The organism is Castellaniella sp. GW247-6E4, from assembly GCF_040276065.1.
In the GTDB taxonomy this organism is placed as follows: domain Bacteria; phylum Pseudomonadota; class Gammaproteobacteria; order Burkholderiales; family Burkholderiaceae_B; genus Castellaniella.
In genome coordinates, this window is record NZ_JBELOI010000008.1 from 45,350 (window position 1) to 63,041 (window position 17,692).

Consider the following 17,692-nt stretch of genomic DNA (forward strand, 5'->3'; position numbering starts at 1 on the left):
GCCGGATCATGTTCTGGGTGGGTTTGGCGCTGGCGGCCGTCGCCGCCATGGCGGGTGTCTGGAGCCTCGGGGGACCTTGGGCCTGGCGGCGGCCGGCAGAGCCTGGTCCGTTTGCGCGCGGCGCGTGGCTCTGGCCCTGGGTCAAGGCGCTCGAGCCTTGGTGCGCCTGGCTGGTGTCCTGGCGTATGCGCCGTCGGTTCGGCCTGCGCATGCGCCAGGCGGGCGTGGGCGAGGCCTGGCGGGTCGAACAATGGATGGCCCTGCGTGTGCTGGCGGGCCTGGCCACGGGGGTTGGGCTGGGCGCCGCCTGTTTCGCGTTCGGCCTGGACGATTCCGCCTCGATCTTGCTGGCCGTCCTCGGTGGGCTGGGCGGCTCGTGGCTGCCGGACCAGTCGCTGCGGCGCCGCGCAGTGCGGCGGCTGGCACGCATGCAGCGCGAGCTGCCGTTCATGCTGGACTTGATGACGCTGTGCGTCGAAGCGGGCCTCAGTCTGCATGCCGCCCTGCGCCAGGTGGCCGAGCACGCGCCCGAGGGGCCGCTGCGCCGCAGTCTGCGCGATGCGCTGGCCGCCATGCGCGCGGGGGTGGCGCGCGACCGCGCGCTCGACCAATGGGCGCAGGCCTGCATGGTGCCCGCGGTCCGCAGCCTGGTGATGGCACTCGATCAGGCGGATCACCTGGGCATGAGCCTCGCGCCGATCCTGCGCGCACAGGCCGCCCAGCAGCGCAGCGAACGCTTTCTGCGTGCCGAGAAGCTCGCCCTCGAGGCGCCCGTCAAGATGCTGCTGCCGATGGTGTTCTGCATCTTTCCCTGCACCTTTCTGGTGATCGGCTTCCCGGTCGCGGTCAAGCTGATGGAGCTGGCATGACGGATGGAAACCACCTGGGCGAGGATGACGTGGTAGCCGGCGGCGCGCGCTCCCGGCAGGATCCGGTTCGACTCGAGTTGCGGATCGCCCGAGGATTTTTTGGGCGTTTGCTGGGCCTGTACGGGCAGCCGGTCGGGGACCCCCAGGGCCCACGCGCCTTGATCCTGAAACCCTGCTGCGCGGTGCATACGCTGGGGCTGGATGCGCCGATCGACGTGGTGTTCCTGGGCGCGGAAAATCAGATCCTGCGCCATGTATCGGGTTTGTCGCCCAATCGCTGGGCGATGGATCGGCGCGCTCGCGCGGTGGTCGAGCTGCCTGCGGGCTATTGCGCCGATCCGCTCTGGCTCGAGGTATTATCCCAATCGCTGCGCGATTCGAAAATCATCACATAGGCGGGGTAGAAGCTGCAGTACAGCACCGCGGCGACCAGAATGTTGGCGGGCACCAGGATCCATTGCAGCAGGCCGGTGGACACGCCTGCGGCGACCAGCATGTCGACGATCGCCTGCAGTCCGTAGAACAGCCCGACCCAGCTTGCGGCATAGAGCAGAAAGCCCCACTTATTGCGCCAGCAGGCCACCATGGAATAGAACAGGGCGCGTGCCAGCGGGACGCGGTGCCAGCCGATCAACGCGGGCGCGTGCCAGAACAGGGCCGACAACAACAGGTATAGCACGCCAAAGACGACCAGGGGGCCGCGCATGGCCGCCGCCATGGCGGCGTAGTTGATCTGCCCCTGGTCGTCGATGGCGCCGGCCAGCGTCGACACAAAAGGCAGGGTGGCGATGAGCGCCGCCGCCAGGCTGCCCGCCAGGTAGGCCAGGCCCAGGCGCGTCAGGCGACCGCTCACCCCGGGAGCTTGCAAAGGCTGCAGCCACATACCGGGCAGCATGCGTACGCCCCGGTCGATGTTGCGGCAGGCGCACAGGGTCAGAAAGGTCAGCAGGGGGGTGAAAGCGATCAGTGCCAACTGGCCCAGCAGCGGGATCGCCGAGGCCAGCATGATGATGAAGCTCGTCAGCACGCTCCAGAAGAACATCGCCAGCGGCTGTCGGCGAAACAGGTCATAGCCCTGGGCGATCCAGGACCAACCGGCGGAAACGGGCAGAATGGCGGCTTGCATGGCGAGGTTTCAGGGCAGGGTGGGTGCCGGCTGGGTGGTGCGCAGGCGCAGGATGCGTTCGAAATGGCGGGGGTCGTGCGGCTTGAGCGTCTGCGCCGGGCGGGGTATGTGGAAATCGTACAGGCGCGAGATCCAGAAGCGCAGGGCGGCCGCGCGCAGGATGATAGGCCAGGCCTCGCGCTCGGCCTCGGTGAAGGGGCGCGCCTCATGGTAGGCCTGCAGCCAGGCGTCCAGGCGCTTGTGGATGAAGACGCCGGTCGCGCGCTGGATGCACCAGTCATTGACGCTGACCGCGACGTCGAACAGCCATGCGTCGCAGCCCGCGAAGTAGAAATCGATGAAACCGCCCATGTGCGGCACCTCGTAGGTGCCGTCGAACAGGACATTGTCCCGGAACAGATCGCAGTGGGACGGCCCCTGCGGCAGGCGCGCATGGACCGGGCCCGCGGCAAAGGTCACTTGCTCGTCCAATGCATGGCGAAGGAGGTCCGCCTGGTCGGTGCTCAGGAAGGTCTGCAGTTTTGGCGCGGTCTCGCGCCACCAGGGCAGGCCGCGCAGGTTTGGCTGGCGAATGCCAAAATCCTGGCCAGCCAGGTGCGCCTGGGCCAGCGTGCGGCCCGCCAACGCGCAATGCGTCGGGCTGGGCTCGGGTTCATAGCCTCCGGACAGCCGCGTGACGATGGCGGTGGGCTTGTCGTGCAGCATGGTGAGCCGGGTGCCGTCACGCAGGGTCTGCGGCTGGGGCACCGGCACGCCCCGCCCGGCCAGGTGATGCATCAGCTCGATGTAGAACGGTAATTGGGTGGCGGTCAGGACCTCGAACAGCGTCAGTACATATTCGCCGCGCGTGGTGTCCAGGAAATAATTGGTGTTTTCGATGCCGGCGGTGATCCCGCGCAGGGCAACGAGTTCGCCCAGGTCGTAGCGTTGCAGCAGAGCCTGCGCGTCGTCGTCGGATACGGGGGTGAATACGGCCATGGAAAATGCCCGAAGGGCGGAAGCAAACACAGGAAAGCCCGGCTTGCGGGCTTGGCGTGCGTCTATTTTAGATCAGTTTGCCGCAATGTCCGGTGACGGCCGGTCGCCGCGCGTCGAGAGCGTCGAAAGGGGGTCGGCGATGCCGCCACGATGGCGGCGCGGCTCATGTGGTACGTTTATGCTCTCTCGCCCGATTCGGCGGGGCTCGGGTCATGGCCGCCATTGCGGTTGATGCGGACTGGATGCCGGGCGCGGTGGCCGGGCAGTGATACTAGCGGTGGAGTCATGGGGGTAGCGGTGCGGATGTCGATCGACGAGAAAGGCGCGGGGCCATTCGAGGCGCCCTGGCGCCTGTGCGTGGCGCCGATGATCGATGTCACTGATCGTCACTGCCGTTATTTCCACCGCCTGCTGGCGCCGCAGGCGCGCTTGTACACCGAGATGGTCACGACCGGCGCGCTGCTGCACGGCGATGCGGGCCGCCATCTCGACTTCGACGCCGCTGAACATCCCGTGGCCCTGCAGCTGGGCGGCAGCGAGCCCGCCGAGCTGGCCCGCTGCGCGCGCCTGGGCGAGCAATGGGGCTACGATGAGATCAACCTGAACTGCGGCTGCCCGTCCGAGCGGGTGCAGCGCGGCGCCTTCGGCGCCTGCCTGATGGCCGAGCCCGCTCTGGTGGCCGATTGTGTGCGCGCCATGCGCGATGCGGTGTCGGTGCCGGTCACCGTCAAGCACCGCCTTGGGCTGGACTACGACGAGTCCTACGGCTTTGTGCGTGATTTCGTGGGTGCCGTCGCCGAGGCCGGCTGCGGCGTGTTCATCGTGCATGCGCGCAACGCGGTGCTCAAGGGCCTGTCGCCCAAGGACAACCGGGAAAAGCCGCCCCTGCGTTATGCGGACGCCCTGCGCCTGCGCCGGGACTTCCCGCAGTTGCGCTTCGTCCTGAACGGCGGCCTGTCCACAGTCGGGGACAGTCTCGAGTGGATGGAGCGGTTCGATGGCGTGATGCTGGGGCGCGCGGCCTGGCACCATCCGGATGTGCTGTCCGAGCTGAATCGCCGGATCGCGCCCGGCCAGGCGATACCTGCACCGGAGCAGATCCTGGAATCCTTCATCGCCTATGCGTCGCACCGGGTGGCGGCGGGCGCGCCGCTGCATATCGTGTTGCGCGGCGTGCTGGGCTGGCGCGCCGGTCTGCCGGGCGCACGCCGCTGGCGCCGCATCCTGTCGGACATGGCCGCCTTGCGCACCGAGGGCCCAGCGGTCCTGCGGCGCGCCTGGGCTGAGCTGGGTCGGGGCCTGGACGCCGCCTAGCGCGGTGCCTTGTCAGCGCGTGCGCATCCCATGGGAGGGGGCGCGCCGGGCGATAGGCGCGGGCTTAGGCCTTGTCCCGTCCGGCGGTGTCTGAAGGCCAGTCGCGGATATAGGCCTTGAGCATGTCGTTCTCGAATTGCTGTGCCTCGACGATGGCGCGCGCCATGTCATAGAACGAGATCACGCCCATCAGGGTCGGACCGTCCATGACCGGGATGTAGCGGGCGTGCTTGTCGAGCATCAGGCGCTGGACCTCGTCGGCGTCGGTGTTGGGTGTGACGCTGACCGGCGCGTCGTCCATGATGCTGCGCACCGTGAAATCACCCCCCTGGCCCTCATGGGCGTGCAGGTGGCGGATGATCTCGCGGAAGGTCAGCATGCCGATCAACTGGCCGTGCTCCATGATGACCAGAGAGCCGATGTCGAGCTGACTCATGGACTCGATCGCCTGGCGCACGGGCATGTCGGGCGTGCCGGTATACAGGGCGTGCCCCTTGACTCGCAGGATTTCGTTGACTTTGAGCATGGTGTCGTCCCTAGCTTGCCGCTGAGTAATTCATTTTTCCGTATTTTGCACCATCGTGCCGTTTTCCGGTAGGAGGTCCCGAAATAGGCTCTCGAGGGTCGGGGGCCGCTGTGCAAGCGTCTCGGCCAGGGCTGCGGCGATCCACGGACTGAGGCCCGCCTGCGCGCGGTCGATGAGCAGATGGTCGAGGAGGGGGCCGAGCCCCGCCTGCGCAGGATCGCAGGCGAGCACCCAGAGATCGGCATCCTGGGCTGGCACCACGTAGCCCAGGTCCCTCAGGGCGCGCAGGGTCTGGTGCAGGGCGTCCGGATGCGCGCCCAGGCGCTGTTCGAGGAAGTTGAGGCTGCGTCCCGGCGGCGAGCTGCCGCGCGCGCGCCACAGGATGTGCAGGATGTGGATGGCATCCACCAGGGGCGCGCCGGGCCGCCTCAGGACGGCCCATCGCCGGTGGCGCAGGGCGGGTGACAGGGAGGCCACCATGGCGCCCATGAGCACGACCAGCCACGACAGATAGATCCACAGTAGAAAGATCGGCAGGGTGGCGAAGGCGCCGTAGATGACGGTGTAGGAGGGGAAGCGCGTCAAGTATGCGGTGAAACCCGCCTTCATGACGGCCAGCACGACGGCCGTGCCGACGCCGCCCATCAGCGCGTCGCGCCATAGAACGCGGCAGTTGGGGACAAAGACGAACAGGGCCGTGAATCCCAGGGCCGAGGCCGCAAGCGGTACGATATTCAGCAGCAGGCTGAGCCATTCGGGCAGCTCGCCGATGTACCCGAGGGATTCGCGCGCCAGCACCGTGGTGGCCCATAGGCTCGCACCCGTCAGAATGGGGCCTAGGGAGATGATCGCCCAGTACACCAGGAGGCGCTGGCGCAGGGGGCGCTGCCGTTCGACGCGCCAGATCTCGTTGAAGGCCTCGTCGATCGTCATGATCAGCAGGATCGACGTCACCAGCAGGAACGCGCCGCCCACCGCGGTCAGGCCCGAGGCCTGCGCGGCGAACTGGTTGAGATAGCGCATGATGGTGTCCGACACCGCAGGCGGCAGCAGACTTTCGCTCAGGAAGGCCTCGAGCGCGCCGCGGAACTCGGCAAACAGCGGAAAGGCGGTGAACAGCGCCAGTACCACGGCCAACAGCGGCACGATCGCCAGGACGGTCGTGAACGTCAGGCTCGATGCCGAGCGCGTGAGTTTCTTTTCGCCCGCGTACTCGAGCGTGAAGCGCAGGATGTCCATGGCGCGCGCGCGCGCGTTGCGGGGCGGGGCGGGATCCGGAGGGGTCGTCATCATCAGCCAGGCTACGGGTTTCAGTTCATAATACCAGCATGAAAGTCGAACTCAGCACGAGCCTGCATCGGATGGCCGTGACATGTCTTGCGGCCCTGATCGTCCTGTGCGTGGGATGGGAATTGTGGTGGGCGCCTCTCAAGCCGAGCGGCTCGCTGATGGCGCTCAAGGCGCTGCCCTTGCTGTTCGCCGTGCGCGGCGTCCTCAAGGGCAGCCTCTACACCATGCAGTGGACGGCCATGCTCAGCCTGCTCTACTTGATGGAGGGCCTGGTGCGCGCCTGGTCCGATCTCCAGCCGGCCTCGGCGGCGCTGGCGGGCCTCGAGGCCGTGTTGGCCCTGGGTCTGTACCTTGCCGCCATCCTTTATGTGCGCCCGGCCAAGCGGGCGGCCCGTCATGGCTAAGGGTCTGATGGGGCTGAAGGTCGCCAATTCCTTCGCGGCCCTGCCCGAGGTCTTTTATTCACGCGTCGCGCCTGCGCCGCTCTCCGCGCCGCGCCTGCTGCACGCCAATCCCGATGTGGGGCGGCTCCTCGGGCTGGACGAGGCGGCGCTGGCGTCCCCCGAGTTCCTCGCGCTGTGCTCGGGTCAGGCGCCCTTGCCTGGCGGGCAGACGATCGCCACCGTCTACAGCGGCCACCAGTTCGGCGTGTGGGCCGGCCAACTCGGCGACGGGCGGGCGCACCTGCTGGGCGAGATCGAGGGGCCTGAGGGAATGCGGGAGCTCCAGCTCAAGGGGTCGGGCCGCACGCCCTATGCGCGCATGGGCGATGGGCGTGCCGTGCTGCGTTCGAGCGTGCGCGAATACCTCGCGAGCGAGGCCATGGCCGGACTGGGCATTCCGACCACGCGCGCCCTGGCTCTGGTGGTCTCGGACGACCCTGTCTACCGCGAGACGGTCGAGACCGCCGCCGTGGTCGCGCGCGTGTCGCCGACCTTTCTGCGTTTCGGTCATTTCGAGCATTGGGGCCATACGCAGGCCCGTCAAAAGGCCTTGCTCGATTACGCGGTGGATCATTTTCTGCCCGAATGCCGCCAGGCGGCCGATGCGCCCGACGACCCCGTGGCCGTCGGCCTGGCATTTCTGCGTGAGGTCGCGCGCCGCACGGCGATCCTGATCGCACAGTGGCAGTTGGTGGGTTTCTGCCATGGCGTGATGAACACGGATAATATGTCGATCCTCGGCCTGACTCTGGATTACGGGCCCTATGGCTTCATGGATGTGTTCAACGCGCGTCATGTCTGCAACCACAGCGATACCGCGGGGCGCTACGCCTGGAACGCGCAGCCCGCCGTGGCGCACTGGAACCTCTATCGCCTGGCGGGCAGCCTGATGGTGCTGGGCTGCGACGGCGAATCGCTGCAGGCGTGCATCGCGCCTTTCGAGGCCGATTTTCTGCGCGCGTTCTATCAGGGGCTGGCCTGCAAGTTCGGCCTGCGCGAATGGCGGGCCGGGGACGAGGTCCTGGGGGATGCCTGGTGGTCGCTGCTGCAAAACCAGGCCGCCGACTTCACCCTGGCGTTTCGCCGTCTGGCCGAGGTGGACGAGGCGCCCGAGCGGTTCCTGGATCTCTTCGAGGACCAGGACGCCGCCCAGGCCTGGCTGGAGCGCTATCGGGCCCGGCTGGCCGAGGAGGCCGGCGATCCGGCGGTGCGCCGGGCGAGCATGCTGCGCGCCAATCCGCTCTACATTTTGCGCAATCACTTGGCCCAGCGCGCCATCGAGGCTGCGCGGCACGGGGATCCCTCCGAGATCGAGCGGCTGCTGGCCTTGCTGCGCGATCCCTATACCGAGCGCGGCGGCGCGGAGGACTATGCCGCGCCGCCGCCTGCTGGGGAACCCGAGGTTGCCGTCAGTTGTTCATCCTGAACACCGAGTCCAAGGAGGCCTGGCATGTCCCGCTCGCGGGTTCTGGTCTATCGCGAATTGCCGCCTGATCAACTGGCGCGCATCCGTGCCGAGCATGAGGTGACCCTGGCCGATCCGTCCCTGCCGGAACAGGAGGCCGCGTTCTTCGAGGCCCTGGGCAGCGCGTCCGGCATGATCGGGGCGCTGTACCCGGTGGGTTCGAGCCTGTTGGCGCGGGCACCCGCCCTGCGGGTCGTGTCTTCGGTCTCGGTGGGCTTGGACGCTTATGACCAGGCGGCGCTCGCCGCTCGCGGGATTGTGTTGTGCCACACGCCGGGGGTGCTCGACGAGGCCGTCGCCGACTTGCTGATGGGGATGGTGCTCGCCATCGGGCGCCGCATTCCTGAACTGGTCGAGCATGTGCGCACGGGCGCCTGGGCCCGCCATGTGGAGCCGGACCTCTATGGATGGGACGTGCACGGCAAGACCCTGGGGGTGCTGGGCTACGGCCGCATCGGCCACGCGGTGGCGCGCCGCGCCGCCCTGGGGTTTGGGATGCCGGTGCTGTACTGCGCGCGTTCGCCGCGCGCAAGCGGTCTGCCCGGCGGGGCCGCACGGCAGGTGTCGCTGCCCGAACTCTTGAGCGAATCCGATTTTCTGGTCGTGGTCCTGCCGCTGACCGAACAGACGCGCGGCTTGCTGGGCGCAGCCGAACTGTCGCTCATGAAACCGGGCGCCTTTCTGGTCAACGCCGGGCGTGGGGCGGTCATCCAGGAGGACGCCTTGGTGCGCGCCCTGGACGCTGAGCGGCTGCGGGGCGCCGCGCTGGACGTGTTTGTGACCGAACCCTTGCCCGGCGAGTCGCCGCTGCGCACCCATCCCAAGGTCCTGCCGCTGCCGCACGTGGGCTCGGCGACCCATGAAACGCGCCATGCCATGGCCGAAATGGCTACGAGCAATCTGTTGATGGTGCTGCGCGGCGAGCCTCCGCTGGCGGCGCAGCCGGTGCGTCCGCAGCCTTGATCGTCGGGCCGTTGGGCCCTAGTTCATCGATGGGCACGGGGTGCCCGAACAGCCAGCCTTGCGCCTGCCGGATGCCGTGCCCGTAGAGCAGGCTCGCCTGGGTCTCGGTCTCGACGCCCTCGGCGACGATCGACAGGCCCAGAGCGCGGGCGAGCGCGCACACGTGCCGGATGATCAGCGAGGCGGCGGGTGACGTGCCGACCTTTTGGGACAGGCTGCGGTCGATCTTGATGCCGTCGAGTTCCAACGCCGCCAGCGATTGGAGATTCGCGTAGCCGGCGCCGAAATCGTCGATCACCACCTGGATGCCCATCGCCCGCACGGCCTGGATGACCGGACCGCAGCGTGTGGGTTCGAGCAGACTGCGCTCGGTGAGCTCGACGGACAGGCGCATCCCGTCGCCGAGCGCCCTGAGCAAGGTTTCCAGGATGCGGGCGGTATCCATGGTCCGGATGTCGGCTGCGGACAAATTGATCGACAAGCGAGCGATCGCCGCCGGCGCGGCCACGCAGTCCCGGGCCGCCAGCGCGCAGACCCGCCGCGTGATGTCCCGGATGAGGCCGATCTGTTCGGCGATAGGGATGAAGACCTCGGGCCCGATGCCCGTTCCCGGCCAGCGGATCAAGGCCTCCACACCGAGCCAGCGCCGCGTGCGCAGGTCCACTATGGGCTGGTAGGCGAGGCGGAATTCGTCGCGTTCCAGGGCGTGGCGCAGCAGGGTTTCGGGCATGGGGCTCATCGGTGCGCGTCACGGTTTCCCCCGGCGTGCCCGCCATGCGCGGTCGCCGATTTTATTCTAGTCAAATTGATACGCCGCGGATAAGATACGCATGCGGTGGATGGCTGTGACATATGCTCGACCTCGCCGGGTGTGTCTATTGAAGGGCCCTTTCCACCTCTTGAATTCCTTGCCGTAAAGAACAATTTAACGTCCGTACCCATGTACGGAGTCAAGGAATTCATGAGGTGCTGCATTGAATATCGGTCGCATCGCAAAGCTCGCTGGCGTGAATGTGGAGACCATTCGCTATTACCAGCGCCGTGGCCTCATCGACGAGCCGGCCAAGCCCCTGGGGTCTCATCGCCGCTATCCTCCAGGGACCGTTCAGCGGATCCGTTTCATCAAGCGCGCGCAGGCCCTTGGGTTCTCGCTGGACGAGATCATCGTCCTGCTGCAGCCCCAAGGCGCGAATGGCTGCGCTCAGGTGCGCGAACTCGTCCAGGCCAAGATCCGCAGCCTGGACGCCCAGATCGACGACCTGGCGAAACGCATGCGGGCCCTTCAGGACCTGATCGATCGATGCCGCGAGATTGCCGATTGCGCCGATTGTGCCGGTTGCCCGCTGCGGGAGCATCTGTCCTGCGAGGGGGCCTGGGGCGGCGGCGGCGTTTGGACCGCGCGCGCGCTCAAGGTGGCCGAGGCGACGGGATTGGAGTGATCGCCCCTTTGCGCGTGGCGGATGTCGAAAGATGCCATAATTGGGCATTGAAAATCCCACGTCGGGGGCTCGCGGATTCCTATGCCGCGCGCCGTCGGCCACTCTCGTCTCGATAACGCGCCCATGTCCGGAAATTCACTCGGAAAACTCTTCAGTGTCACCAATTTCGGTGAGTCCCACGGGCCGGCGATCGGCGCCGTGATCGATGGCTGCCCGCCGGGCCTCGAATTGAGCGAGGCCGATATCCAGGCCGAACTCGACCGGCGCAGGCCAGGAACCTCGCGTCATGTGACCCAGCGGCGCGAGCCCGATACCGTCGAAATTCTCTCGGGGGTGTTCGAGGGCGTGACCACTGGCACCCCCATCGGGCTGCTGATTCGCAATACCGACGCGCGCAGCAAGGATTACCGCAATATCGCTGACACCTTTCGTCCGGGCCATGCGGATTTTTCGTACTTCAAGAAATACGGCATCCGCGATCCGCGCGGCGGCGGCCGGTCCTCCGCGCGGCTGACCGCGCCCACGGTGGCGGCGGGTGCCATCGCCCGCAAGTGGCTGGCCCGCGAGCACGGGGTGCGCATCCGCGGCTACATGAGCCAGCTTGGCCCGATTCCGATACCCTTCGAAACCTGGGACGAGGTGCCGCGCAACCCCTTTTTCGCCCCCAATGCCGCCATCGTGCCGCAGCTCGAGGCGTTCATGGATGATTTGCGCCGCGCGGGCGACTCGATCGGCGCGCGCATCGAGGTGATCGCCCAGGGCGTGCCGCCCGGCTGGGGCGAACCTCTTTACGATCGGTTGGACGCCGACATTGCCCACGCCATGATGGGCCTCAATGCCGTCAAGGGCGTGTCCATCGGGTCGGGCTTCGACTGTGTGACGATGCGCGGTTCGGAGCAAGGCGACGAGCAGGGCCCCGACGGCTTCATGAGCAATCACGCGGGTGGCGTGCTGGGCGGGATTTCCTCGGGCCAGGACCTCAAGGTCTCGCTCGCCGTCAAGCCGACCTCCAGCATCCGCATCGAGCGCCGTTCGATCAATCGCGCGGGCGATCCCGTCACGGTTCAGACCCTGGGGCGCCACGATCCCTGCGTGGCGATCCGGGCGACACCCATCGTGGAAGCCCTGCTGGGCATCGTCCTGATGGACCATGCCCTGCGCCATCGCGGCCAGTGCGGTCGGGGCGCCTGAATCCGCCCAGAGGCACGATGAAACTATTCCCGCGCATGCTCCGCCGCATCCTTCCCATGGCACTGGCCGTCCTGCTGGGCGCCTGCGCCCAGGTCCAGACCACCCAGTCGGGTCTGGTGGGGGTCGATCGGACGCAGTACATGTCCAGCCTGGTGTCCGAGGCCGAGCTCGAGCGCGAGGCCTCGTCGCAGTACCAGGCCCTTCTAGCCGAGGCGCGGGCGAAAAAGGCCCTGGACGCGGACGCGGGCCAGGCCCGCCGCGTCCAGGCCATCACCCGGCGCCTGATCCAGCAGGCCGGGGTCTTTCGCCAGGATGCTCTGCACTGGAATTGGGAAACCCACGTGCTGAGCTCGGGCGAGGTCAATGCCTGGTGCATGCCGGGTGGCAAGATCGCTGTCTACACCGGCCTGCTCGAGAAAATAAAGCCCACCGACGCCGAACTGGCGGCGGTGTTGGGCCATGAAATCGCGCATGCCCTGCGGGAGCACGCGCGCGAGCAGGTCTCGCGCCAAATGGCGGCCCAGATGGGAATCTCCATCCTGGCGGCGGTCACCGGCAGCCAGGCGACGGCGGACCTGGGCTCGACCCTCAGCCAGGTGATGTTCACCTTGCCCAATAGCCGGTCCAACGAAACCGAGGCCGACCGGATCGGCGTCGAGTTGGCCGCGCGCGCGGGCTACGATCCCCGCGCGGCGGTCACGCTGTGGCAAAAAATGGCCCGGGCCGGCGGCGGGGGAGGGCCCGAGTTCCTGTCTACTCACCCCTCGTCAGGCAGCCGCATCGCCGATCTCGAACGAGTATCGGCCACGGTGTTGCCGGTATACCAAAAGGCCGCCAAGCCCTAGGGTCGCGGGCCCGGGGCATGGATACGCCGCTAGAGCGATTCGGCTCTTGTTCCGGCAGCCTGGTATTTCCCATACTAGGATGGCTAGTGGTCTTGTCCTCGTTTCAGGGGCTGCGATAATGGCAGCAAGGCATGCGCGCGGTTCCCGCGCGCTCCACGAATTTTTCGGGAAACGATCATGGCTCAAACCTTGTATGACAAGCTCTGGGACGCCCACGTGGTGCACGAGGGCGAGGACGGCACCTGTCTGCTGTACATCGACCGCCACCTGTTGCACGAGGTCACCAGTCCGCAAGCCTTCGAGGGCCTGGACCTCGTCGGCCGCAAGCCCTGGCGGATCGATGCCAATCTGGCGGTGGCCGATCACAACGTGCCCACCATCGCACGCAGCGAAGGCATCCAGGACCCGGTCTCGCGACTGCAGATCGAGACGCTGGACAAAAACTGTGAGGCCCATGGCATCACCCAGTTCCGGATGAACGACCGACGCCAGGGCATCGTCCACGTGATCGGCCCCGAGCAGGGGGCGACCCTGCCCGGCATGACCGTGGTGTGCGGCGATTCGCACACCAGCACCCATGGTGCCATGGGCGCGCTGGCCTTCGGGATCGGCACTTCCGAGGTCGAGCATGTGCTCGCCACCCAGACGCTGCTGATGAAGAAAAGCCGCAACATGCTGGTGCGCGTCGAGGGCAAGCTGCCCTTTGGCTGCACGGCCAAGGACCTGATCCTGTACGTGATCGGCCGCATCGGCACGGCGGGCGGCACCGGCTACGCCATCGAGTTCGGGGGCAGCACGGTGCGCGCGCTGTCCATGGAAGGTCGCATGACAGTGTGCAATATGGCGATCGAGGCCGGTGCGCGCTCGGGCATGGTGGCTGTGGACCAGACCACGATCGATTACTTCAAAGGCCGGCCCTATGCCCCCGAGGGGGCTTTGTGGGATCAGGCGGTGGATTACTGGCGCACCCTGCATTCCGATCCGGACGCCCGTTTCGATCGGGTGGTCGAGATCGATGCCGCGCAGATCGCGCCGCAGGTCAGTTGGGGCACCTCGCCCGAGATGGTCCTGCCGGTCGACGGCCGGGTGCCCGATCCTGAAAAGGAAAAGGATGCGGTGCGCCGTGGCGGCATCGAGCGCGCGCTGCAATACATGGGCCTCGAGCCCGATATGCCGATGACCGACATCCACGTGGACCGCGTGTTCATCGGGTCGTGCACCAATGCGCGCATAGAGGACTTGCGCGCCGCCGCCGCCGTGGCCAGGGGCCGCAAGGTGGCCGCCAACGTGCGCCAGGCCATGGTCGTTCCGGGTTCGGGCCTGGTCAAGACCCAGGCCGAGCGCGAGGGCCTGGACCAGATCTTCCTCGCGGCCGGATTCGAGTGGCGCGAGCCCGGCTGCTCGATGTGCCTGGCCATGAACGCCGACAGGCTCGAGCCGGGCGAGCGCTGCGCCTCCACCTCGAACCGCAATTTCGAGGGGCGCCAGGGGCAGGGCGGACGCACCCACCTGGTCAGTCCGGCCATGGCTGCCGCTGCGGCGGTGGCCGGTCATTTCGTCGACGTCCGTCGTTTCAGCTAGGAGCCGCCATGCAAGCCTTTACCACCCACAAGGGCCTGGTCGCCCCTCTGGACCGGGAAAATGTCGATACCGACCTGATCATGCCCAAGCAGTTCCTGAAATCGATCAAGCGCACGGGCTTCGGCCCGAATCTGTTCGACGAACTGCGCTACCTGGACCATGGCGAGCCGGGCATGGACAATTCCCGCCGGCCGCTGAACCCGGATTTCGTGCTGAATCAGGCGCGCTACCAGGGCGCTTCGATCCTGCTCGCGCGCAAGAACTTCGGCTGCGGCTCCAGCCGCGAGCACGCGCCCTGGGCCCTGCAGCAGTACGGCTTTCGTGCCATCATCGCGCCGTCGTTCGCGGACATTTTCTTCAACAACAGCTTCAAGAACGGCCTGCTGCCGATCGTGTTGCCCGAATCCCGGGTCGAGCGCCTCTTCGACGAGGTCAAGGCCTTCCCTGGATACTCCTTGACCATCGACCTCGAGCGCCAGTGCGTGATCGCGGCCGACGGCGACGAATCACCCTTCGAGATTGATGCCTATCGCAAGCAGTCCCTGCTCAAGGGGCTGGACGAGATTGGCCAGACGTTGCTGCGCGCCGACATGATCCGCGCCTTCGAGGCCGAGCGCCTGGCGCGGCATCCCTGGCTGGCCAAGCGCGTCCTCGGCTGAGCGCCGGCCGCGTGTCGCGGCGCGGGCCCCGTCCCATGGGATGGGGCCTTTTATCGATCTTCCACTGGAAAAATCCATGAGCTCTCGCATTGCAGTACTACCGGGTGACGGCATCGGCCCCGAGATCGTCGAGCAGGCGGTGCGCGTCCTGCGCGCGCTGGACCTTGATCTGGAGCTGGTCGAGGCGCCCGTGGGCGGGGCAGCCTACGCTCTGCACGGGCATCCCCTGCCGCCCGAGACGCTGGCGTTGGCCAAGGGCGCCGCCGCCGTTCTGTTCGGCGCGGTCGGCGACTGGAAGTACGACTCGCTCGAGCGGGCCTTGCGCCCCGAGCAGGCGGTCCTCGGCTTGCGCAAAGCCCTGGGCCTGTTCGCCAATCTGCGTCCCGCGATCCTGTATCCCGAGTTGGCCAACGCCTCCTCGCTCAAACCCGAAGTGGTCGCGGGCCTGGACATCCTGATCGTGCGTGAACTCACCGGCGACATCTATTTCGGGCAGCCGCGCGGTGTGCGGACCCTGGAGGACGGCCCTTTCAAGGGCGACCGCCAAGGCTATGACACCATGCACTACGCGGAAACCGAGGTGCGCCGCATCGCCCACGTGGCGTTCCAGGCGGCCGCCGGCCGGCGGGGGCGCCTGTGCAGCGTGGACAAGGCCAATGTGCTCGAGACCTCGCAGTTCTGGCGCGACCTCGTCATCGAGGTGGCGCGCGAGTATCCCGAGGTCGAGCTCTCGCACATGTATGTGGACAATGCCGCCATGCAGTTGGTGCGCGAACCCAAGGCTTTCGATGTGATTGTCACCGGCAATCTGTTCGGCGACATCCTGTCGGATGAGGCGGCGATGCTGACCGGCTCGATCGGCATGCTGCCCTCGGCCTCGCTCAACGCCAGCAAGCAGGGCCTGTACGAGCCCAGTCACGGATCGGCGCCGGACATCGCGGGCCAGGGCATTGCCAATCCGCTCGCCACCATCCTGTCGGCAGCCATGCTCCTGCGCTATTCGTTGAACGCGCCGGAGGCGGCCGCGCGCGTCGAGGCCGCCGTTCAGTCGGTGCTGGCCAAGGGGCTGCGCACAGCCGACATCCACGAGACGGGAACGACGCGGGTCTCGACCGGCGAGATGGGCGACGCCGTGCTGGCTGCGCTCTAGCGCCGCGAGGCCGCGTGGCGGCGGGGGCCCTTGACTCCGTACCGGGGTACGGGCCTTATGTTTTCAGACTGCAATAAAAAATCATAAAACATGTCTTGAAAACCACAATGCAGCAACGTGGCCGCGCGAGCGGGCGGGCGCTGCCCAGGAGACCGTCCCATGGCCTTTTTTCGTTCGCTGCGCGTATCGACCCAACTGATCGGCGGCTTCCTCATCCTCAGCGGCATCGCCGCCTTGATCGGGGCCGTGGGCTTGTACTCCACGCGCCAGGTCAACAGTCTGGCCGAGACCATGTATCACCGTGACACCATGGGCCTGCGCGATACCGCGCAGGCCAACCATGAATTGTTGCTGACCGCGCGCGCCGTGCGCGTGGCGGCCTTGGCGCCGACCGATGAGGTCCGCAGCCGCCAGCTCGAGGCGGTGCGCGAACACCTGGACGGCATGGACGAGGGTCTCGAGCACGCGGCGCGGGCTTTTTCCGGCGGCACCGGCGACCCCTTGGTCGCCCAGGCCTTGGAGGCGGCGCGCGCGTACCGGATCAATATTTCGCGGGTGATCGATATCCTGGCGACCGAGCCGCTGCAGCAGGCGCGCAAATCGGTCGGCATGCTGTATGGCGAGGTGGTCCCGGTGGCCGATCGCCTGGATGCGGCCATGGCTCGGCTGATTGATCACCGGCTCCAGCAGGCCGAGGCCCTGAGCCACGAGACCGCGGCCATCCACGCCCGCGCGCAGTGGCTCATGATCGGACTGACGCTGGGCGGCGTCATGGTGGGGCTAGGCATCGGATTGTTGCTGACCCGCAGCCTGACGCGTGCGCTGGGTGGCGAGCCCCGGGATGTGGCGCGCATCGCCAATGCCGTGGCTTCGGGCGATCTCGGTACCGAGATCGTCGCCACGGCGCGCATGCATCGAGACAGCGTGATGCAGGCGATGGTACACATGCAGACATCCTTGCGCCGCATCGTCGGGACGGTGCGTGCCGGCAGCGATCACATCGCCAGCGGCTCCGAGCAGATCCGCATGGGCAATACCGATCTGGCGCAGCGCACCGAGCGCCAGGCCGCCGACATCACCGAGACCGCCGCGGCCATGGACGAGCTCTCCAGCACGGTGGCCAGCACCGCGCAGGCCATGCGGCAGGCCGCCCAGCTGTCGGCCGACGCCAGCCAGGCCGCGGTGCAGGGTGGCCGCGGCATCGAGGACATCGTCCAGACGATGGAGGGCATCCGCGAGGCCTCGCGCGAGATCGTCGGCATCGTGCAGGTGATCGACGGCATTGCCTTCCAGACCAACATCTTGGCGCTGAACGCCGCGGTCGAGGCCGCCCGCGCCGGCGACCAGGGGCGCGGTTTCGCCGTGGTCGCCAGCGAGGTGCGCGCCCTGGCCCAGAAAAGCGCGGCGGCGGCCCGCGAGATTGCCAAACTCATTGAGGGCAGCGCCGAGCGCACCCATGCGGGCGTGCTGGTGGTGGAGCAGGCCGGCGCGGGAATCCGCGACTTGGTGCACAAGATCCAGCAAGTCGCCGGCCTCATCGATTCGGTCGATGCGGCCTCCGCCGAACAGACGTCGGGCCTGAGCCAGATCAACGCCGCGGTGGCGCAGCTCAACAGCATCACGCAGCAGAACGCCGCGCTGGTGCAGGAATCGGCTGCGGCCGCCGCGAGCCTGAACGAGCAGGCCGTGGAATTGCTGGAAACCGTGAGGGAATTCCGGATCGAAAAGGATATGGGGCACGCCTCGGTGGCCGGCCAGCCGCCATCGGGTCCTGGGCGGCCCGGAACCCCCTTGCCGATGCCGGCGCAACTGCCGGCCTGAGGCCCGTCCGGATCGAGCGGCCGCCGGCGCGC

Annotated in this window: 18 protein-coding genes; 13 read left to right on the forward strand and 5 right to left on the reverse strand. The window is 67.4% G+C overall.

From position 1 onward, the window contains the following. The first annotated feature begins 8 nt into the window (after positions 1 to 8). Together ABS761_RS11010 and ABS761_RS11015 are read left to right on the forward strand one after the other, a co-directional pair. The gene (locus tag ABS761_RS11010) at positions 9 to 869 is read left to right on the forward strand and encodes a type II secretion system F family protein (RefSeq protein ID WP_350408367.1); all 861 of its coding nucleotides are present in this window, start codon (positions 9 to 11) and stop codon (positions 867 to 869) included. Further along, a complete protein-coding gene (locus ABS761_RS11015) occupies positions 866 to 1,264 on the forward strand; it encodes a DUF192 domain-containing protein (protein ID WP_350408368.1) in 399 nt (132 codons plus the stop codon). The genes ABS761_RS11010 and ABS761_RS11015 overlap by 4 nt, the downstream gene beginning before the upstream one ends. Here the strand turns inward: ABS761_RS11015 and ABS761_RS11020 are convergent. Together ABS761_RS11020 and ABS761_RS11025 are read right to left on the reverse strand one after the other, a co-directional pair. Further along, positions 1,195 to 1,995 carry a BPSS1780 family membrane protein gene (locus ABS761_RS11020; RefSeq protein WP_350408369.1) on the reverse strand — a complete coding sequence of 267 codons (801 nt, stop codon included), beginning with the start codon at positions 1,993 to 1,995 and terminating at the stop codon, positions 1,195 to 1,197. The two genes, ABS761_RS11015 and ABS761_RS11020, sit on opposite strands and share 70 nt — an antisense overlap. Positions 1,996 to 2,004: 9 nt before the next feature. After that, the gene (locus ABS761_RS11025) at positions 2,005 to 2,973 is read right to left on the reverse strand and encodes a homoserine kinase (RefSeq protein ID WP_350408370.1); all 969 of its coding nucleotides are present in this window, start codon (positions 2,971 to 2,973) and stop codon (positions 2,005 to 2,007) included. Positions 2,974 to 3,258: 285 nt separating this feature from the next. Here ABS761_RS11025 and dusA point away from each other — a divergent pair, with 285 nt between their 5' ends. Then, a complete protein-coding gene (gene dusA, locus ABS761_RS11030) occupies positions 3,259 to 4,287 on the forward strand; it encodes a tRNA dihydrouridine(20/20a) synthase DusA (RefSeq protein WP_350408371.1) in 1,029 nt (342 codons plus the stop codon). A gap of 64 nt (positions 4,288 to 4,351) precedes the next feature. Here the strand turns inward: dusA and ABS761_RS11035 are convergent, their stop codons facing one another. Both ABS761_RS11035 and ABS761_RS11040 read right to left on the reverse strand, forming a co-directional pair. Continuing rightward, positions 4,352 to 4,813 (reverse strand): CBS domain-containing protein, encoded by a 462-nt coding sequence (locus ABS761_RS11035; RefSeq protein WP_350408372.1) that lies wholly within the window; start codon positions 4,811 to 4,813, stop codon positions 4,352 to 4,354. A gap of 30 nt (positions 4,814 to 4,843) precedes the next feature. Next, positions 4,844 to 6,106, reverse strand: a complete 1,263-nt coding sequence (locus tag ABS761_RS11040; protein ID WP_502881415.1) for a YihY family inner membrane protein — start codon at positions 6,104 to 6,106, stop codon at positions 4,844 to 4,846. Between the two features lie 35 nt (positions 6,107 to 6,141). On the opposite strand from ABS761_RS11040, the gene ABS761_RS11045 reads away from it, so the two are divergent. From ABS761_RS11045 to ABS761_RS11055, 3 genes are read left to right on the forward strand one after another with little or no spacing between them, the layout of a single operon-like run. Beyond that, a complete protein-coding gene (locus tag ABS761_RS11045; protein ID WP_350408374.1) occupies positions 6,142 to 6,507 on the forward strand; it encodes a DUF2069 domain-containing protein in 366 nt (121 codons plus the stop codon). Next, entirely contained in the window at positions 6,500 to 7,972 is a 1,473-nt protein-coding gene (locus ABS761_RS11050; RefSeq protein WP_350408375.1) for a protein adenylyltransferase SelO, read from the forward strand. The genes ABS761_RS11045 and ABS761_RS11050 overlap by 8 nt, the downstream gene beginning before the upstream one ends. Positions 7,973 to 7,996: 24 nt before the next feature. Then, positions 7,997 to 8,974 carry a 2-hydroxyacid dehydrogenase gene (locus ABS761_RS11055; protein WP_350408376.1) on the forward strand — a complete coding sequence of 326 codons (978 nt, stop codon included), beginning with the start codon at positions 7,997 to 7,999 and terminating at the stop codon, positions 8,972 to 8,974. Here ABS761_RS11055 and ABS761_RS11060 read toward each other — a convergent pair. Beyond that, positions 8,901 to 9,704: an EAL domain-containing protein gene (locus ABS761_RS11060; RefSeq protein ID WP_350408377.1), complete on the reverse strand. Its 804-nt coding sequence runs from the start codon at positions 9,702 to 9,704 to the stop codon at positions 8,901 to 8,903. The genes ABS761_RS11055 and ABS761_RS11060 overlap by 74 nt on opposite strands. A gap of 244 nt (positions 9,705 to 9,948) precedes the next feature. Between ABS761_RS11060 and ABS761_RS11065 the strand changes: the two genes are divergently transcribed. The 7 genes from ABS761_RS11065 (at position 9,949) to ABS761_RS11095 (ending at position 17,660) form a co-directional block, all read left to right on the forward strand. Further along, complete coding sequence (locus tag ABS761_RS11065) at positions 9,949 to 10,413, forward strand: MerR family transcriptional regulator (RefSeq protein ID WP_350408378.1); 465 nt, start codon at positions 9,949 to 9,951, stop codon at positions 10,411 to 10,413. Between the two features lie 123 nt (positions 10,414 to 10,536). Then, positions 10,537 to 11,604: a chorismate synthase gene (gene aroC, locus ABS761_RS11070; protein ID WP_350408379.1), complete on the forward strand. Its 1,068-nt coding sequence runs from the start codon at positions 10,537 to 10,539 to the stop codon at positions 11,602 to 11,604. A 17-nt stretch (positions 11,605 to 11,621) separates the two neighbouring features. Next, complete coding sequence (locus ABS761_RS11075) at positions 11,622 to 12,449, forward strand: M48 family metallopeptidase (RefSeq protein WP_350408381.1); 828 nt, start codon at positions 11,622 to 11,624, stop codon at positions 12,447 to 12,449. Positions 12,450 to 12,626: 177 nt separating this feature from the next. Then, on the forward strand, positions 12,627 to 14,030 hold the full coding sequence (leuC, locus tag ABS761_RS11080; protein WP_350408382.1) for a 3-isopropylmalate dehydratase large subunit: 1,404 nt from the start codon (positions 12,627 to 12,629) through the stop codon (positions 14,028 to 14,030). 8 nt (positions 14,031 to 14,038) lie between these two features. Next, the gene (leuD, locus tag ABS761_RS11085) at positions 14,039 to 14,689 is read left to right on the forward strand and encodes a 3-isopropylmalate dehydratase small subunit (RefSeq protein WP_350408383.1); all 651 of its coding nucleotides are present in this window, start codon (positions 14,039 to 14,041) and stop codon (positions 14,687 to 14,689) included. A gap of 76 nt (positions 14,690 to 14,765) precedes the next feature. After that, positions 14,766 to 15,839, forward strand: coding sequence for a 3-isopropylmalate dehydrogenase (gene leuB / locus ABS761_RS11090; RefSeq protein WP_350408384.1), 1,074 nt, complete (start codon positions 14,766 to 14,768; stop codon positions 15,837 to 15,839). Positions 15,840 to 15,998: 159 nt separating this feature from the next. Then, complete coding sequence (locus ABS761_RS11095) at positions 15,999 to 17,660, forward strand: methyl-accepting chemotaxis protein (RefSeq protein WP_350408385.1); 1,662 nt, start codon at positions 15,999 to 16,001, stop codon at positions 17,658 to 17,660. The last annotated feature ends 32 nt before the right edge of the window (positions 17,661 to 17,692 follow it).

Coding starts and splice junctions, on each gene's coding strand:
- ABS761_RS11010 (WP_350408367.1), top strand. CDS start 9: ATGTTCTGGGTGGGTTTGGCGCTGGCGGCCGTCGCCGCCATGGCGGGT.
- ABS761_RS11015 (WP_350408368.1), top strand. CDS start 866: ATGACGGATGGAAACCACCTGGGCGAGGATGACGTGGTAGCCGGCGGC.
- ABS761_RS11020 (WP_350408369.1), bottom strand. CDS start 1,995: ATGCAAGCCGCCATTCTGCCCGTTTCCGCCGGTTGGTCCTGGATCGCC.
- ABS761_RS11025 (WP_350408370.1), bottom strand. CDS start 2,973: ATGGCCGTATTCACCCCCGTATCCGACGACGACGCGCAGGCTCTGCTG.
- dusA (WP_350408371.1), top strand. CDS start 3,259: ATGGGGGTAGCGGTGCGGATGTCGATCGACGAGAAAGGCGCGGGGCCA.
- ABS761_RS11035 (WP_350408372.1), bottom strand. CDS start 4,813: ATGCTCAAAGTCAACGAAATCCTGCGAGTCAAGGGGCACGCCCTGTAT.
- ABS761_RS11040 (WP_502881415.1), bottom strand. CDS start 6,106: ATGATGACGACCCCTCCGGATCCCGCCCCGCCCCGCAACGCGCGCGCG.
- ABS761_RS11045 (WP_350408374.1), top strand. CDS start 6,142: ATGAAAGTCGAACTCAGCACGAGCCTGCATCGGATGGCCGTGACATGT.
- ABS761_RS11050 (WP_350408375.1), top strand. CDS start 6,500: ATGGCTAAGGGTCTGATGGGGCTGAAGGTCGCCAATTCCTTCGCGGCC.
- ABS761_RS11055 (WP_350408376.1), top strand. CDS start 7,997: ATGTCCCGCTCGCGGGTTCTGGTCTATCGCGAATTGCCGCCTGATCAA.
- ABS761_RS11060 (WP_350408377.1), bottom strand. CDS start 9,704: ATGCCCGAAACCCTGCTGCGCCACGCCCTGGAACGCGACGAATTCCGC.
- aroC (WP_350408379.1), top strand. CDS start 10,537: ATGTCCGGAAATTCACTCGGAAAACTCTTCAGTGTCACCAATTTCGGT.
- ABS761_RS11075 (WP_350408381.1), top strand. CDS start 11,622: ATGAAACTATTCCCGCGCATGCTCCGCCGCATCCTTCCCATGGCACTG.
- leuC (WP_350408382.1), top strand. CDS start 12,627: ATGGCTCAAACCTTGTATGACAAGCTCTGGGACGCCCACGTGGTGCAC.
- leuD (WP_350408383.1), top strand. CDS start 14,039: ATGCAAGCCTTTACCACCCACAAGGGCCTGGTCGCCCCTCTGGACCGG.
- leuB (WP_350408384.1), top strand. CDS start 14,766: ATGAGCTCTCGCATTGCAGTACTACCGGGTGACGGCATCGGCCCCGAG.
- ABS761_RS11095 (WP_350408385.1), top strand. CDS start 15,999: ATGGCCTTTTTTCGTTCGCTGCGCGTATCGACCCAACTGATCGGCGGC.